Genomic DNA, 15,002 nt, shown 5'->3' on the forward strand with positions numbered 1-15,002 from the left:
GCCAGGAGGTTTTGTTATGGCTAGAGATTTAGCCCAAGAACAATGTTGGCGAGACCGCATTGAAGAATGCTGCCAAAGTGGACTGAGTGTCCAGGCTTGGTGCGTTCAAAACGGGCTGAAGAAAACCGCTTATCATTATTGGGCTAGAAAGTTTAAACTTCAGGAGCTGCAGAAGGCCGAAGATAATTCCTTTGCGGAAGTGGTTCTGCTCCCTAAGCTTGAAAACAGTACGAAAGAAATAACATCGCTCAAGGCGGAATTTTCCTTATCGTTTGGGGACTATTGTATCGGAATACCCGATGGTTTTAATCCTGTGACCTTAGCGGAACTGGTAAAGGTTCTTCGAAAGCTATGATCCAACATATGGCCGATCATGTTGAACATATTTATCTTGCCCTTGGATATACGGATTTTCGGAGACAAATTACGGGCTTGACGGCGATGGTCGCCCTAAAGTTTAAACTGGATCCCTATTCCGGTACGACGCTTTTTTTGTTCTGCAATAAACGTCATACCGTAATCAAAGCCTTGAGATGGGATGGAAACGGTTTTTTGCTTGCTACTAAACAGTTGGCCAATGACATGAAGTTTCAATGGCCAAAAACACAGGGAGAACTGAGAGATATCAATATCCGACAGATGCAGTGGTTGCTGGAAGGTTTACAAATTGACCAGAAAAAGGCACATCCTCAAACTGTCGATACAACAAGTACTGTCTTTTAAAAACAATCCAAAAAATTGCTGGCTTCATGTTTGCTTTTTCATGAAGCCAGCATTATTTATGCCTAAAATTAGCGAGTATATCGCAGTATTCGAGCATTTCCGGTATAATAATGATAGGATTTAAAGGGGTAAAGACGGATGATGATATACCTTGAGCAGGAGCTTTCTAAACTCAAAGAATCGGAAAAGAAGCTTCGCGAAGAGAATGAAATAAAACAAAAACGAATAGAAATTTTAGAACATAACGTGGAAGCTTTGACTCAGGCACTTCTGCAGGCAGCCAAACAGCGTTTTGGTGCATCCAGCGAAAGAACGCCCAATAGCGACGAGCAGCTCTATCTTTTTGAGGAAAAACCGGAGTTTCAATCAGAAGAAGAAAAAGCACCAAAGCAAACTGTAAAAGCACACACACGCCTAAAGAGAAAAAGCGGTGACAAAGCACGTTTGATCGCAGATATTCCCCGCGAAGTTGTAGAGTGTGTCTTAAGTCCCGAGGAAGTGTGCGACGTATGTTCATCTCCCCTACAGATTATTGGAAAGAAAACGGTAAGAACAGAACTGGAGTTTATACCGGCAAAATTAAAAGTTTTGGAGTATGTGCAGCTCATTTTCAAGTGCAGCAACTGCGGAACAACGGAAGAGTATCCCGATGCTGTCTTTAAGAAAGCATCTGTTCCCACGGTCCCTTGCCTCCGCAACAAGCGTGGCATGGATAATGTACCAAAAGTATGCCCTAGCTGTTCCCCTCTACCGTCAGGAGAAGGAATGGTTGCGTATGGGCATAGCCTTAACCCGGTCAACAATGTCAAACTGGGTGATCCAGTGTGCTGCCTCCTGGCTTAAGCCAATGGTTGAAAGGATGCGCGAAAAGCTGCTCACGTATGACATTGTCATGAGCGACGAGACGACTATCCAATGCAATAAGGAGGAAGGTCGGAAGGCATCGAGCAACTCATACTTTTGGCTACATCGGAACGGACCGTGTCAGGGACCACCGGTCATACTGTTTGAGTATACCCGTACTCGGGCAGGCGAAAACGCCCGAAAATTCCTGGAGGGCTTTTCCGGATATAATGTAACGGATGCCTATGCAGGTTATAACAAGGTGGAAAACGTAACCCGCTGTTTATGTTGGTCGCACCTTAGACGATACTATCATGAAGCTATTCCATTAAACAGTAGCAAAAAGGAAATTCCAGGTTCTGCCGGTGCCAAAGGAAGAGCTTATTGTAACAAGCTCTTTAATCTTGAAAAGCAATGGAAAGAACTGCCGCATGAGGAGCGTAAACAGAAGCGTCTAGAACAGAGTGTCCCTGTTCTAAATGCCTTTTTTTCGTGGGTTGAAAATGTGAATACCAATCAAGAACCGTTAAAGAAGGCCATCAGATATACACTTAACCATAGGGAATACTTTACAAACTTCTTGTTGGATGGGCGTATTCCTATTTCGAATAATCTGAGCGAGAATTCTATCCGAGCTGTAGCAGTAGCGCGAAAGAACTTCCTTTTCTCTGACACTCCGCAGGGTGCCGAGGCAAGTGCACTTGCCTTTAGCATTATAGAAACGGCTAAAGCCAATGGTTTAGATCCTTATGAATATCTGGTCTACATATTTAGAAATCTACCCAATCTGGACATTCATAACAAACCGGAGTTATTGGAAGGCTTAATGCCCTGGGCGGATTCGCTACCGAAATTTTGTTATGTGAAGAAAACTAATAAGGAAGCTGAGGAAGGGAAATAAACAGGGTGGCGATGACGAATATTAACTACATGATGGATATGACGAAATCGTTTCTTGATGGAGAAATTGATTGCATAAGTTATTGGCTGGACTTTCCCTATGAGATAGAAAAGCGCTATCGGAAGATGGTCCGAGAGCATAGAGAATATGCAGAACTAATTTTTGACTATCTAGTAGAAGAAGGGACCAATAAGTACGATGATCTATCAGATGACCAATTCAAGAGGTTGATCCGCAAACAGTATAAGTACATCAAGGATGTTGCAAGTGAAGGATTTTTTTAGATGTAAGCTGGCCCTGATTTTCAACTATTGAAAATCAGGGCCAATTTTTCGGGTAACGCTATATGTTCCACCGCTTACAAAAGTTATTTTTAGCAAAAAAACAAAATTCAGAAGCAAAATAACTTGCCCTGCTATAAGTTAGGTTGACTCTTCCGTCAGTCAGTTTATTCAAACCACGTTCGACATGGTAAACATTCTTCATATACCTTACCAATTTTGCAAAGTAATTATTTCTCATCTCATCCTCTCTTCCCCACTGATTTTAGCAGAAAGAGAAGTCTGACATAAGCTTAAATAACTCCGAATTTGAAATCGGTATAAATACCAGTGACATCAATGCTTTGACTGTGGATGAGGCTAAAGTGCTGTATTTCACCATCACATTTAAGCGTTACCTGTTTTACGCTTCCATGCAAGAATCGAAAGGAACTCCTGTACCACACTTCCGGCAAGGTAAGCAGTAATCTGAGTGGGGTCAAAGGCCGGTAGCACTTCCACTACGTCAAAGCTCACAAAGTTAAGCTGACGGATACTCCGGGTTAGCTTGATTCCCTCATAGCTCGTAAAACCTCCTACCTCGATCGTACCGGTTCCCGGAGCATAAGCAGGATCGAAAAAGTCAATGTCAAAGGTAAAATGCGTTTTATGATCTCCAACGGTGTCCAAGATTTTCTGGGCGGTCCATTCGATCCCTTGTTCATGGAGTTCCTTAGCCGTGATGACTGTAAAGCCCAGTGCTTCCGACTCTCGAATTGTCTCCATGTTGAATACGCCTCGGATTCCAACCTGAATGGAACGCTTTGAGTCGATAATACCCTCTTCGACTGCTCGGCGGAACATTGTACCATGCGTTAATGAACTACCGTTTTCGCTATCATACGTGTCTAAATGAGCGTCAAACTGCACCAGTGCAACAGGGCCATGTTTTCTGGCTATTGCACGCAACTGTGGGAGGGTTATTGAGTGATCGCCGCCAAGTCCGATTGGAAGCACGTTTTGTCTGACTACCTCGTCAAATGTTCTTTCAATCTCTTCATGGCTGACCTGCAAGTTACAAGGGTTTATGTTGGCATCGCCATAATCAATTCCAGAAAGATATTGGAAGATATCAACATCTAAGTTTGGATTTCCTGAGCGGAGCATAATTGACATTTCTCGAATAGCGGAAGGCCCAAAAGCAGCTCCGGAACGAAAAGTTGTCCCTCCATCACAGGGGATACCTATGATGGCAAAATCAGCACCAGTAAGATCTCCCTTTATAAAGGGCAACTTCATGAATGTACGAATGCCCGTAAAACGCGTAACTACGCAGGGATCTTCTGGGGAGTATTTTATTAAATCTGCCATAACCTTTTCTCCTTTTTATAATTAATATTTTTACTTATTCAAATCAATTTCTATTTAAATCTAAGCATCCAGTTTGGTACAGACTATATTATATACGCTCCTTACCCCGGAACCTTCGCACATCTCAACGTCCGAGTTTGATTTCACCACAGCGATGCGTGTACAGTTAGGAGTAGCCGGCCGCATAGTTCTCTAATCCGTTGTAAATATCCGTCAATGTGTCTCTCATTGCCTCCGACATTTAAATTCATTGACTTCAAGGTTATTGTGATAGCCGCAGAACGGGGAGTAGCTGACTCGCCGTTCTGGCTTTTTTTAACGAGCTTTCAATTACAAACACCCAGAACATCCCTTAACGGCTTCAGTTCTTCTTTACCAAGCCGGTACGCCCTTCCCCAATCCGGAAATGATCTTGTGCGAATGTCAAGAAAAAAGTGAGCCATTCGCCAGGAAAAATTTGATCCACTAACGCCAGTAAAAAGGTGATCCATATTAGTGAAAACGCTGGAAGAATATTGAGCCACTTACTGGTATAGATATGCGCCTGTAAAATCGGAAAGAGGGCGTAGCCCGAATGGAGATTTTACAGGCGCGCGCGGCTAAGCTCCATGCCTGTATTCACATAGTTTGTTTAGCCAATGTCTGCTCTAATCGGTAAGAATCCTTCACATTCATGTTTAATACGTGGGATCGGAAGGTTACTCTGTCAATCAATGCTGCAACCATAATTTCGTTCTCAAATAGCTCTGTCCAACGTGAGAATTCTAGATTGGTGGTTAAGATTATACTCCCCCTTTCGGAACGTTCCGATATCACCTGAAACAACATTTCGGATTGGTGACGGTTGAAGGTAAGATAACTGAGTTCATCGATGATCAGTAAGTCGATCTTAGCCAGACTTTTTTCAAGTTTTGACAACCGGTGAAACTGAATAGCCTCTGCAAGTTCATTCGCCAAGTTGATCGCCGAATAGAATTTCACATTAAATCCTGCGTAGCAGGCCTTCATGCCTAGTCCTATGGAAAGATGGGTTTTCCCCGCACCGGGGGTACCGATCATTACAATGTTTTGTCGGTTTTTAATATAATCACAAGAGGCAAGCTCCCATATGTAGGAGTCCGATATATGTTCAAGACGTTCATATTTAAATTCATCAAGAGTCTTCATGACTGGAAAGCAAGCTTTTTTAATCCTGCGTCTTTGCCCAGCAACCTGTCGCTGTGAAACCTCAAGTTTCATGGTCTCACAGAGAAATTGGTCATATCCGTCACCAGGAGAGAGCTGCCGGACAACGTTTTCATAGCTTACAAATGCAGGTGTTCTGAGTTGCTTGGCATAAAGCTTGATGCTCTCTTTAACAGGGTTGATTTCATGGGCCCCACTCATACCGCAGCCCCCCTGTTCATCAGAACGTTATACTTTTCAAACTGAGGCTTGGGCACTGGAATATCTATTTCTACAGGTATCTTTTCAGGTGTATTAATCGGCGTTAGAAAAGCTCGTATCTGATCGACCGATAGTTCAGGACTTTTCAGAGAGGCTATTGCTCCCAGAACCTTGTCCTCTCCATAGTCAACACAAAGCCTTAGCAACTTGACCATTTCGCGCGGGCTAGAAAGCCGTCTGCCGATCTCTAGCAATTGTGTTGTTAGGGTGCTTTTTACGGGCTTGGCATTGAAAACACTGCGAGGACGCTTTTCAATCAAGTCTATGTAGTGTTCAAGCCGATATTTGGTTTGTCCTCGTTCGTAACAGCGGGGATACCTGGCTATCTCAGCATTTCTGTATATCATCACTATCTCGTTACCGTAGCCCTTAATACTGATTTCTTTGTCAGCGTACTTAACCGGCACGGAGTAGTGGTTGTAATCAAATCTCACCGTTGAAAAATCACTCACTCTTTGTGTTATGCTCTTGCTTGGGTCAAATCTATATCGTGGCAGGGATGTCAGCATGACTCTGGTGGTCATGGACATCTCACCGACGGTCTGCTCACGGCCTGTTATCTTATGTTCACGGTATCTTAAGCACCTGCGCAGTATTTCTGTATTTAGTTCGTCAATCGTTTCTACTCGAGGTATGGGCACTAAAACATTGCGCCTCACCCAGCCCACAAGTCCCTCGACGAGTCCTTTCTCATGCCCCGCCGCTATATTACAAAAGTCGCATTGAAAGGCATAATGTGCGGCCAACGCAAGGTATCTGTCTTGGGCTTTGGCATGAATCCCGAACCCTTCCTTAACGGCTACTTTGGCATTGTCAAATATTATCCGTTTTGGAGCACCTTCAAAATAGTCAAAGCCGGTGATTTGAGCTTCGAGGAAACTCTCCTCGTTCTGGCGGTAATATGCCCGGCAGTAAATATCGGCACTGTAACACTCCCGCATACAAAACAGGTTCAACTTCGTCTTTTTACCACTGATGTATGCGGTTGCTTCGCCCCAATCAATCTGAATCGCTTCTCCCGGATCATAAGATAATGGGACGAATACTTTTGCCTGTTTGCCTTTTAGTTCCGCTACGATTTCCCGGATAGTTGATTCGCCACCCTTGAAGTCTTTCTCTTCCACGAGGCGGTCATATATTCGCTTAGCAGTATGTTTCTGTTTCTTAATATTTTCTGTTTCATCAATGGCCAGGCAGTTCTTGATAAAATCCATTACCTCATCAGTAACCACATATCGCTGACGACCACTTGTTCCTTGACGTACCCAGGGGACCTGTGATCCTTCACAGTATTTTTTAACCGTATTACGTGATATCTCGAGCATCTTAGATATTGTCCTTTGTGACTTACCCTCATGTACATGCAAATAGCGTATCTTTTCGTAAATATCCACTTCTATTGACACCCTTTCTCCCCCTGTACGTCAGCTTTTCTCTCTTCTGAACTATACAGGTTTTTTCATAGAAGTGGCTCACTTTTTTCCTGGCGTTTCCTTTATTTTTGGCTCACTTTTATTTTAGCGTTTATAATCGATCAAACATGAAAAGAGTTAATCCTAGTATAAATCCAAAGAATATGAATATATAGCTAAATAGTTTTTTTGGTTTCATCTTTTGTCTCCTGCTGTTTAAATAGTAACTGCCTTATTCACTAATCGCCATGTAAACACTATATTCTACATTGACGGCGAAACATGTCGAAAAAGTGGTTAAAGCAAAAAAATGTCCCTACACCTCAAAAGTGTAGGGTAGAGTGGTTACAATTCATACATTTTGCCCACGGTATTAACTTTAATTTTACAGATTCAACCCACCCAGCACATCTCTCAACTTCTGCAGTTCCTCTTTGGTAAGCGTTACTCCCTTCCCCATCTTTAAATGATCCGGCGACCATTCCTCCGAGAATATGGATATTTAAGGATTCTCTTTCATTAGCTAAAATCCTATTTAGCGCCAGTCATAGTCTATAAAAATATTGAAAATTGCTCCATCACTTCTTAGAAGCCTGTAACACTTGTCTTTTTTTAACCATAGGCTAATTCTGAGGAAGTGAAGCAATAGTGTTTTTAGTTTGCCCAATTTGTCAGAACGAGGACTATTTAAGCAAGTGGATCCAATGTTCAGCTGAAACCTTAAGAATAAAAATAATTATTGCAGCTAATCACCCGTACTATTTCTGCCCAAAATGCTTAAAGGCATCGCTTAGTGCAAACCTTCTACGAATTGAACATCATCAGACGTTCGAAACTGGAATCGAAGTTACTTGTTTGTAGAACGAGTACAGATGCCACGATGGGGAAGGTACTTCCCCACTGACTTAAACTCACTTATAGTAGTCAATAAATTGAGCAAGGCCGCCTGACTTTCAAACACTACACGTAACCGGAGTGAGCGTTGGAGTGGCCATGTAAAAGGTTAAGTTTTGTCAGAACATATTGAAAGAGTAAGGTCCCCGCATTGCGCCCGGCCTTACTCTATTATCATTCTCACATCTTATTCAAAAGTCGTTTACTGTTACCCAACTACTCAAACTTGACATTCGAGTGGATAAGAACTAAATATTACCAACCAAATTTTCATTAGTTACCTTTTACCATATTGTACCACAATTCCCAGCTTGTGCATAATATGTACTATCTCTTAGCAAAGGAGGAAATGCAAATGGCATTCGGTGGTGTTGATGTAGATTGTCGTCGTGGCGAAAGATTTGAAGGAATCGCAATTGTTGTCGTAATCATTCTTTTGCTTATCGCATTGGGTATTGTTTTTTAATTCTATAGTATTTTAAATTTAATTCTTAATTCTAATCTAGAAAGGAGGAAATATTAATGTACGGTATGGGTTACGGAATGGGTTATGGTGGTTACGGTATGGGTGGTGCTTCTTATGGCTACGGTGGCTCTGGAAGTTGTGTCGGAGTAGGGATCATAGCTATAGCTATCTTAATTTTAATCGCATTAGGTGTTATCTTTTAATAACGATTTTTAAAATCACACTTTTATAACGAAAGGAGGTTAAGATATCCAATGTTCAGACGTTTTGGTTTTGGCTTCCCTTTTTTCCCTTTTTCCCCTTTTTCCCCTTTTTTGATGATCGATTCGAAAGGTTTCGCCGTTTCTAATCCGAAGTAATGTAAAGTTAGGTATTAGTTTTAGTAGGGCGAGAATTCTTTATGCAATTATACCCCTCTTGCGTTATCAGGCGTAGGAGGGCTTTTCTTATATTTACTAAACAATATATTTTGTGAGATTCATTTGATATCACCTTAAACTGAGTATAAACCAGAGTATGCAGGCACAATTCCATCGTGCAAGTACAATTGCATATCTTTCTAACCTGTAAATTGAAATCGAGGATCTTACATCTTCTACAAAAACTACTTACACGTAATCAGCTCAGACTTAGATACGAGCTGGGATAAAAGCTAGATGTTATTCATCATCATAGATAGTTTATTACCATATTGTTACATATATCCCAGCTTGTGCATATTATGTACTATCTCTGAAAAAAGGAGGTACCTCAAATGCACCATTTTGGAGAAGGAATCGCAATTGTTGTCGTAATTATTCTTCTGCTTATCGCACTAGGAATTGTATTCTAATTTAGAAAGGAGGAAATATTAATGTACGGATATGGTCATTTCCCCAACATTTCATCAGTTGGCGCCCCACCCCACATCGGACCTGTTACTACCTGTTGTCGGCCAGTTTGTTGTCCACTTCCTGTTACAGGATCTTGCGTTGGTGTAGGAATCATTGCAATTGCTATTTTAATTCTTATCGCTTTAGGGGTTATTTTCTAGAAATAGATTCTTCACCTTATAAACAGAAAAAGGGGGGCGCTTAAAAGAGGCCGCTGAAAAAGAATCAAATTTTATAACCTACCAATAAAAAAGGAACCAGGAGCTGGGACAATTCGGGAGAATTGCTCATCTTCTGGTTCCTTTTTAACCCCGATTAATATTTATTTACTATTTGTCTCTCATTAAGGTTATTATTCTCTTCAGATTAACCGCAAATATTGTTGTTGCCCCTTGTAAACGCATACCAGATAGACCTGAGGCAGATGCAACATCGTACCCATGTCTATGTTTTAGTTCACTATTTTTCGCCTCTATCTTATAGCGTTCCTTGGATTCTTCTTTGAAGAACTCACTTTCTTGAAATGCAGCCTGCTCCTCATGGATATGGTGCTTAATCGTCACGGAATAAGATTTTGTTTTTGCCCCTTCTTTGTAGCATCCAGCCTTAAAAGTGCAAGTTTTACACGTTTCTACATCAAAAAAGTAGGATTCAACAGTTCCCAAACCATCTTTTGCATGCTTTTTGGAGCGAGTACTTGTTTTTTTAAAGCTCATATGTCCAGCCTTACAGACATACCTATCGGCATCTTTATTAAATTCAAAATCATTGGGATTTGTGCGGCCAGCCTTAACATGGGTTACGGTTTTGCTTAATTTAGAGACTAAGTTAATATTGTGGTTTTTAGCATAGGTAATATTCTCTTTCTCTGAATAAGCTGTATCGCCTATTATACCTCTTACTTTAATACCTGCCTGTTTGCTTTTCTCTGCTAATTCTTGGAGTTGCTTACCATCGTGTTTTTCACCGGATGTAACAACTGCAGCGGTTATGATTCTCTCTTTAGTCATTGCGATATGTGTTTTGTATCCAAAAAATGAAGTATCTGCTGTTTTATGACCAACCTTAGCATCAGTATCTTTTGACAATAGACTTAAACGCTCAATGTCATCTTCAACGAGCTCTTTTAGCATATTTAACTTTTCCCTAACAGCAGGATAGCTAGAAATGGCTTCTGTAGATTCTATTACCGCTATTAGCTTTTGGCAATAGTCCAGTTCATCTTCCAGTAATCCATTATTAACCTTAGGAGGGAATTGTTCCTTCATCGTTTCATCTATGGCATAGACTGTTTTACGCAGCCTTTTTGAATACTCAACTAGGTTTTCCCGTGGTGATTTCTGATTGTATCTAGCCTTTGTATGGGTGGAATCTACAATAATAGATTCGCTTTTTATGATTCCTTGTTCCAAGGCGATTTCCACTGTCTTATTGATTAATAGATCAAGTAAGTTTGAATCTTTTAGCCGCAACCTTCTAAATTTCGTTAATGAGCTTGCATCGATAACTTCTTCTTCTGGGGCCATACCCAAGAAATACTTAAATGACATATCGTATTTTGATCGTTCAACGACATCAACATCTGAAATGTCGAAAATACTTTTCAGCAAAAGATATTTAAACATTCTTACGGGGTCGATGGCACCACGTCCATTATTTTGGCAATAGACATTTGCTAACTCGTCATAGATAAATGTAAAGTCCACCAATTCATTCATCTGACGCAATAAGTTATCTTTTGGTACAATTAACTCATATAATTCTATGTAAGGACTCAGGACCAGGTTAGTTTGCCTTTTTATCATCGAATCACCCGCTTGTGTTAGTACTTTAATTGTATCAAAAAGAGAGCTGGAATTACTTATTTTCATAATTCCAGCTCTCTTTTATTTTTCAAATTAACTTTTTCAGCGGCCTCCGCTTAAAACGCTCTCCTTTTATGGTAAATAGAATTTGTGGGGCCTACCCATGAATATTTTATGTAGAAGGAGTTGATCTTATGTTTCTTATTCCTCTTCTTCTCCTAGGGACTGCTATAGCGAGACCTAGCTATTACCCATCCTCGTATTACTATGCACCGTATCCCTATGGATGGTATTAATATTTAGCTCAAAAAATCCCATCTAAATCTTATATGAATAAACCATCAGGAGAGCAAAGGCTCTCCTTTTACATCTTCCACAAAAAAATGCTCCCACCATTACTGATGAGAGCACAGGCATATTGGTAGAGTGTTCAGTAATCATTCTGCTCAAGAATCGAGCTGACTATACTGCAGGCTGTAATAAGTATAAATTATGGGCCCCCCGTCATTTCTGACGAGGGCTAAAGGAAACCTGTATTTGGTAAGGGAATACTCTGCCACAACATTGTATGTTAAATAACTTTCATATGTTCAACTACATTATCCACAACATCCACTTACACGTATTCAGTTCATAAGTCGCTGGTCAAACGCTATAACAAACACATTAAGAAGAATTGCTAAGCCAAAGATCTAAAATATCAAAAAAAGTAAGCTCCTAGAAAATAGGGGCTTACTTCTTCGCAAAAAAAATTCCCTCACTTGGAGGGTAGTATAGGAGGAAGGGCAAAAAAGGCTGTATATGTTAACCGCTTAGCGGGTAACTGTCTATTATGCCGATGCATTATTCGCTGTAGAGTAATGTCCTTGATAAGGCGGGCATAAAACCGATCAACAGTAGAACAATAATTAATTTCATTTATTAGCTACTCAACTTTCGCACCCCAGTTGTGCGAATAAAGCTTTGATATAACTAGGCAATTCCCTGATCCAGTTATGTAGTTGACTAAGCGATTTGTGATTCTTTGGTTTGTCGGGTAGTAGTTCAAGTACAAATGCCATCAACTGGCGCAATGCCGTTTTTAAGTCTAAATCCATTACCTCATCTGCAAAAAGGTAAAACAATCCGCCCAGGGAGCGTTCATCATTGGTTTCTCTACGTTCCCACTCAAGGATGAGATAACGAGAAAAGACTATAGTCGTATGGCTGATCATCATATCGAATGACCGTCCTTGAAATTCGGTACCCAGTTTTAAGTGCGATTTAGCCACTTTGAAAAAGGTTTGTCGGGTAAAGGACTGGCGCGGTATCGGTTACAACCCGTTTCCAACCCCTCCCCATAAGAACTGCTCGTGAAGTTTTCCCTCAAGCAGCTCACCCCGTAAACTTCATCATAAGAGTTATGAGACCTATTGAATGATGGACACTTTCATCGAAATGCCTCAGCGTTTTTGAGAGGATGGACTTTCCAGTCCCAGTAAAGCCCCAACACGTTATATAGATATTCGTTACTCCATCTCCGCCATCCAATACTACGCTTTTGTCTCCGTTTTCTTCTCGTCAGCAGGATTCGGATTTTCATCTCCGTATAGTCACGCACTTCACTGAAGGCGCGACTGGAATTCCCGACCCGAAAGTAATTCGCCCATCCGGCTAGTGTGGCATTAACTTGTTTCACTAAGTCCTTTGCCGTTGTTGCTCCTCCATTTTGAATCAGTTCGCGGATTCGCGCTTTGACCGTCATACGGGCTTTCTTTTTCGGCGTCATAAGGATGAAATATCCGGTTCTGCTTCGGTTTTGTACTCGCCTAAAATCAAACCCAAGAAAGGCAAATGATTCGCCCTTTAGGACGTTGACCATCCGGGTTTTCTCTAGATTAAGCTCAACTCCCAAGGGCTCCAGTTGTTCCTTCAATCTCTGCAGTGCCCGTTCTGACCATCCGCGTTTGCTGGAATGCCCGCTTACCGTGATCACCATATCATCGGCAAACCGATGATAGTTCACTGCCTCATAGCCACCTTCCGTCGTTTTGCACCGTATGGCATCAAAAGTCCAGTCAACCTCATTAAGGTAAATGTTGGAAGCAAGCGGAGAAAACGGGCCGCCCTGCGGAACGCCGACTTTTCCTGCCGCTTTGATAACCTGTTTTACAAGGCACATGACCTGTGGATCTTGTACACGTTTTGCGATTTTCTCCAGCAATATGTGATGCCGTATCGTATCGAAATAGCGGGATAGATCAACATCAATCACCGTGGTCATAGAGGCTGTCTCAAAATAGAAATATAATTTCTATGGAGAGGCAGCCCCTTTCTGTGTAAAAATACAAAAAGACAAGTCCAAAGACCCGTCTTTTCGGTATAATTAGTTTATGCTACAAAACAAAACTATACGCAAAAATTATAACGAAAATAGTGGGGTTTATCAACTCGTGCTCCCACTAAACATGGAAGTATTAATACCAGAAGATGACTCGGTGAGACTGCTATGCCATATGACGGAGGGATTAGATTATACAAATTTAAACAAGGCGTACTCTTCCAAGGGAAGAAATCCAGCAGTCACACCCAAGACATTATTCCGAGTATTGGTGTATGCTTACATGAACGACATTTACACAAGCAGAAAAATAGAGGAAGCCTGTAGGAGAGATATTAATTTCATGTGGTTGCTCCAAGGACAGAAGGTGCCCGACCATAATACGATTGCTCGTTTCCGCAACGGTCGGATTAAAGGAATTATCGAAGGGCTCTTCAACCAATTGGTCGTTAAACTAGGTGAACTGGGTGAGATCCAGTATGAAAATATTTTTATAGATGGTACAAAAATTGAGGCCTATGCCAATAAATATACATTCGTATGGAAGAAAACCACCATCAAAAATGAACAGAAACTGCAAGAAAAAGCCAGGGCATTTCTTGTGAAACTCAATAAAGAAATCGAAACTGGTATTCCATTAAGCGAGTCGGCAATCACAGTGGAAACCCTTCAGAATTACATTGCTTTTCTGAAGGAGAAGCAACAAGCCGAAAAAATAGAGTTTGTTTCTGGAAAGGGAAAACGCAAGACTAATCTGCAAAGGGCAACAGAGACACTAGAAGAATTCTTGGAAAAACAAACGAGATATGATCGTTATAACGAGCTTTTTGATGGTAGAAATAGCTTCTCAAAGACGGATACGGATGCCACTTTTATGCATATGAAGGAAGATCATATGAGAAATTCTCAGCTAAAGCCAGGATACAATGTGCAGATTGGCGTAGAGGCTGAATATATCGTTGGATTGGCCATTTCGAGTGAGCGCTCCGATCAATTGACTCTTATTTCTTTTTTAGAAAAGCTAATTGAGAACTTACCTAAAAGATATCATAATGTCATTGCTGATGCAGGCTACGAAAGTGAAGAAAACTATGTTTATTTTGAGAAACAAGGACTAAAGCCTTTCATTAAGCCACAGACCTATGAAGTAATGAAGAAAAAAAGCTTTAGTAAGATCATTGGTAAACGGGAAAATATGGTCTATGATGCAGTCAAAGACGAATATCTTTGTGCAAATAATAAAAAACTAGTGGCTGTCGGAAAGACGACAAGAACTTCGAAAAGTGGTTATAAATCGGATGTAACTCTCTATGAGTGTGAGAGTTGTGGAGGCTGTTCATTCAAAAAACAATGCACAAAAGCAGCGGGTAATAAGAAACTATCTGTATCAAAAGTATTTTTGGAGAAACGAGAAGAATCCTTACATAATATCACAACGGCTGAAGGTATCCTACTAAGAATGAATCGTTCCATCCAGGTTGAAGGGGCTTTTGGAATTCTGAAGGAAGATCATAGCTTCCGAAGATTTGTAATGCGTGGTAAAAAGAATGTTGAAACTGAATTTTTGCTTTTGAGCTTTGGTTTTAACATCAATAAGTTGCACAACAAAATACAACAAGACAGATGTGGCTGTTCGTTACATAAAATAGAGGTTGCGTAATCTGCTTATGCCTTTTAATTAGGGAGTTT

At 40.9% G+C, this 15,002-nt stretch carries 13 protein-coding genes and 2 pseudogenes; 9 read left to right on the top strand and 6 right to left on the bottom strand.

The features are described from left to right. The first annotated feature begins 16 nt into the window (after positions 1-16). From tnpA to VZF35_RS06180, 6 genes and pseudogenes are all read left to right on the top strand, one after another. The gene (tnpA, locus tag VZF35_RS06155; protein ID WP_407306676.1) at positions 17-355 is read left to right on the top strand and encodes an IS66 family insertion sequence element accessory protein TnpA; all 339 of its coding nucleotides are present in this window, start codon (positions 17-19) and stop codon (positions 353-355) included. Continuing rightward, positions 352-723 (top strand): IS66 family insertion sequence element accessory protein TnpB, encoded by a 372-nt coding sequence (gene tnpB, locus VZF35_RS06160; protein ID WP_407311948.1) that lies wholly within the window; start codon positions 352-354, stop codon positions 721-723. The genes tnpA and tnpB overlap by 4 nt, the downstream gene beginning before the upstream one ends. A gap of 141 nt (positions 724-864) precedes the next feature. Beyond that, on the top strand, positions 865-1,566 hold the full coding sequence (locus VZF35_RS06165; protein WP_407314497.1) for an IS66 family transposase zinc-finger binding domain-containing protein: 702 nt from the start codon (positions 865-867) through the stop codon (positions 1,564-1,566). Beyond that, positions 1,448-2,284: pseudogene (gene tnpC / locus VZF35_RS06170) on the top strand (IS66 family transposase); the annotation flags it as partial. The gene VZF35_RS06165 and the pseudogene tnpC, both read left to right, overlap by 119 nt. A 39-nt stretch (positions 2,285-2,323) precedes the next feature. After that, positions 2,324-2,467, top strand: coding sequence for a hypothetical protein (locus VZF35_RS06175; protein WP_407314499.1), 144 nt, complete (start codon positions 2,324-2,326; stop codon positions 2,465-2,467). A 38-nt stretch (positions 2,468-2,505) separates the two neighbouring features. Next, the gene (locus VZF35_RS06180; protein ID WP_407306685.1) at positions 2,506-2,751 is read left to right on the top strand and encodes a hypothetical protein; all 246 of its coding nucleotides are present in this window, start codon (positions 2,506-2,508) and stop codon (positions 2,749-2,751) included. 384 nt (positions 2,752-3,135) lie between these two features. On the opposite strand, the gene speB is transcribed toward VZF35_RS06180, so the two are convergent. From speB to istA, 3 genes are all read right to left on the bottom strand, one after another. Next, the gene (speB, locus tag VZF35_RS06185) at positions 3,136-4,098 is read right to left on the bottom strand and encodes an agmatinase (protein ID WP_407311950.1); all 963 of its coding nucleotides are present in this window, start codon (positions 4,096-4,098) and stop codon (positions 3,136-3,138) included. 618 nt (positions 4,099-4,716) lie between these two features. After that, on the bottom strand, positions 4,717-5,484 hold the full coding sequence (gene istB, locus VZF35_RS06190; protein ID WP_407306382.1) for an IS21-like element helper ATPase IstB: 768 nt from the start codon (positions 5,482-5,484) through the stop codon (positions 4,717-4,719). Then, positions 5,481-6,950, bottom strand: a complete 1,470-nt coding sequence (istA, locus tag VZF35_RS06195; protein WP_407306384.1) for an IS21 family transposase — start codon at positions 6,948-6,950, stop codon at positions 5,481-5,483. The genes istB and istA overlap by 4 nt, the downstream gene beginning before the upstream one ends. A gap of 1,422 nt (positions 6,951-8,372) precedes the next feature. Between istA and VZF35_RS06200 the strand changes: the two genes are divergently transcribed. Together VZF35_RS06200 and VZF35_RS06205 are read left to right on the top strand one after the other, a co-directional pair. Beyond that, positions 8,373-8,519 (top strand): hypothetical protein, encoded by a 147-nt coding sequence (locus VZF35_RS06200; protein WP_407311952.1) that lies wholly within the window; start codon positions 8,373-8,375, stop codon positions 8,517-8,519. Positions 8,520-9,169: 650 nt separating this feature from the next. Next, complete coding sequence (locus VZF35_RS06205) at positions 9,170-9,349, top strand: hypothetical protein (RefSeq protein ID WP_407311954.1); 180 nt, start codon at positions 9,170-9,172, stop codon at positions 9,347-9,349. Between the two features lie 168 nt (positions 9,350-9,517). On the opposite strand, the gene VZF35_RS06210 is transcribed toward VZF35_RS06205, so the two are convergent. The 3 genes and pseudogenes from VZF35_RS06210 to VZF35_RS06220 form a co-directional block, all read right to left on the bottom strand. Beyond that, positions 9,518-10,993, bottom strand: a complete 1,476-nt coding sequence (locus tag VZF35_RS06210) for an IS1182 family transposase (protein ID WP_407314430.1) — start codon at positions 10,991-10,993, stop codon at positions 9,518-9,520. Positions 10,994-11,922: 929 nt separating this feature from the next. Beyond that, positions 11,923-12,279, bottom strand: a pseudogene (locus tag VZF35_RS06215) (IS4 family transposase); the annotation flags it as partial. Positions 12,280-12,422: 143 nt separating this feature from the next. Beyond that, complete coding sequence (locus VZF35_RS06220) at positions 12,423-13,256, bottom strand: reverse transcriptase domain-containing protein (RefSeq protein ID WP_407311956.1); 834 nt, start codon at positions 13,254-13,256, stop codon at positions 12,423-12,425. 109 nt (positions 13,257-13,365) lie between these two features. Here VZF35_RS06220 and VZF35_RS06225 point away from each other — a divergent pair, with 109 nt between their 5' ends. Then, a complete protein-coding gene (locus tag VZF35_RS06225) occupies positions 13,366-14,973 on the top strand; it encodes an IS1182 family transposase (protein ID WP_407308493.1) in 1,608 nt (535 codons plus the stop codon). Positions 14,974-15,002 lie beyond the last annotated feature (29 nt).

Origin of the sequence: Desulfosporosinus paludis, from assembly GCF_045689965.1 — a bacterium.
Taxonomy (GTDB): Bacteria; Bacillota; Desulfitobacteriia; order Desulfitobacteriales; family Desulfitobacteriaceae; genus Desulfosporosinus; species Desulfosporosinus paludis.

What these genes read in the sequence shown, in the direction of transcription:
- tnpA (WP_407306676.1), top strand. Translation starts at nt 17, where the DNA reads ATGGCTAGAGATTTAGCCCAAGAACAATGTTGGCGAGACCGCATTGAA.
- tnpB (WP_407311948.1), top strand. Translation starts at nt 352, where the DNA reads ATGATCCAACATATGGCCGATCATGTTGAACATATTTATCTTGCCCTT.
- VZF35_RS06165 (WP_407314497.1), top strand. Translation starts at nt 865, where the DNA reads ATGATATACCTTGAGCAGGAGCTTTCTAAACTCAAAGAATCGGAAAAG.
- VZF35_RS06180 (WP_407306685.1), top strand. Translation starts at nt 2,506, where the DNA reads ATGACGAAATCGTTTCTTGATGGAGAAATTGATTGCATAAGTTATTGG.
- speB (WP_407311950.1), bottom strand. Translation starts at nt 4,098, where the DNA reads ATGGCAGATTTAATAAAATACTCCCCAGAAGATCCCTGCGTAGTTACG.
- istB (WP_407306382.1), bottom strand. Translation starts at nt 5,484, where the DNA reads ATGAGTGGGGCCCATGAAATCAACCCTGTTAAAGAGAGCATCAAGCTT.
- VZF35_RS06200 (WP_407311952.1), top strand. Translation starts at nt 8,373, where the DNA reads ATGTACGGTATGGGTTACGGAATGGGTTATGGTGGTTACGGTATGGGT.
- VZF35_RS06205 (WP_407311954.1), top strand. Translation starts at nt 9,170, where the DNA reads ATGTACGGATATGGTCATTTCCCCAACATTTCATCAGTTGGCGCCCCA.
- VZF35_RS06210 (WP_407314430.1), bottom strand. Translation starts at nt 10,993, where the DNA reads ATGATAAAAAGGCAAACTAACCTGGTCCTGAGTCCTTACATAGAATTA.
- VZF35_RS06220 (WP_407311956.1), bottom strand. Translation starts at nt 13,256, where the DNA reads ATGACCACGGTGATTGATGTTGATCTATCCCGCTATTTCGATACGATA.
- VZF35_RS06225 (WP_407308493.1), top strand. Translation starts at nt 13,366, where the DNA reads ATGCTACAAAACAAAACTATACGCAAAAATTATAACGAAAATAGTGGG.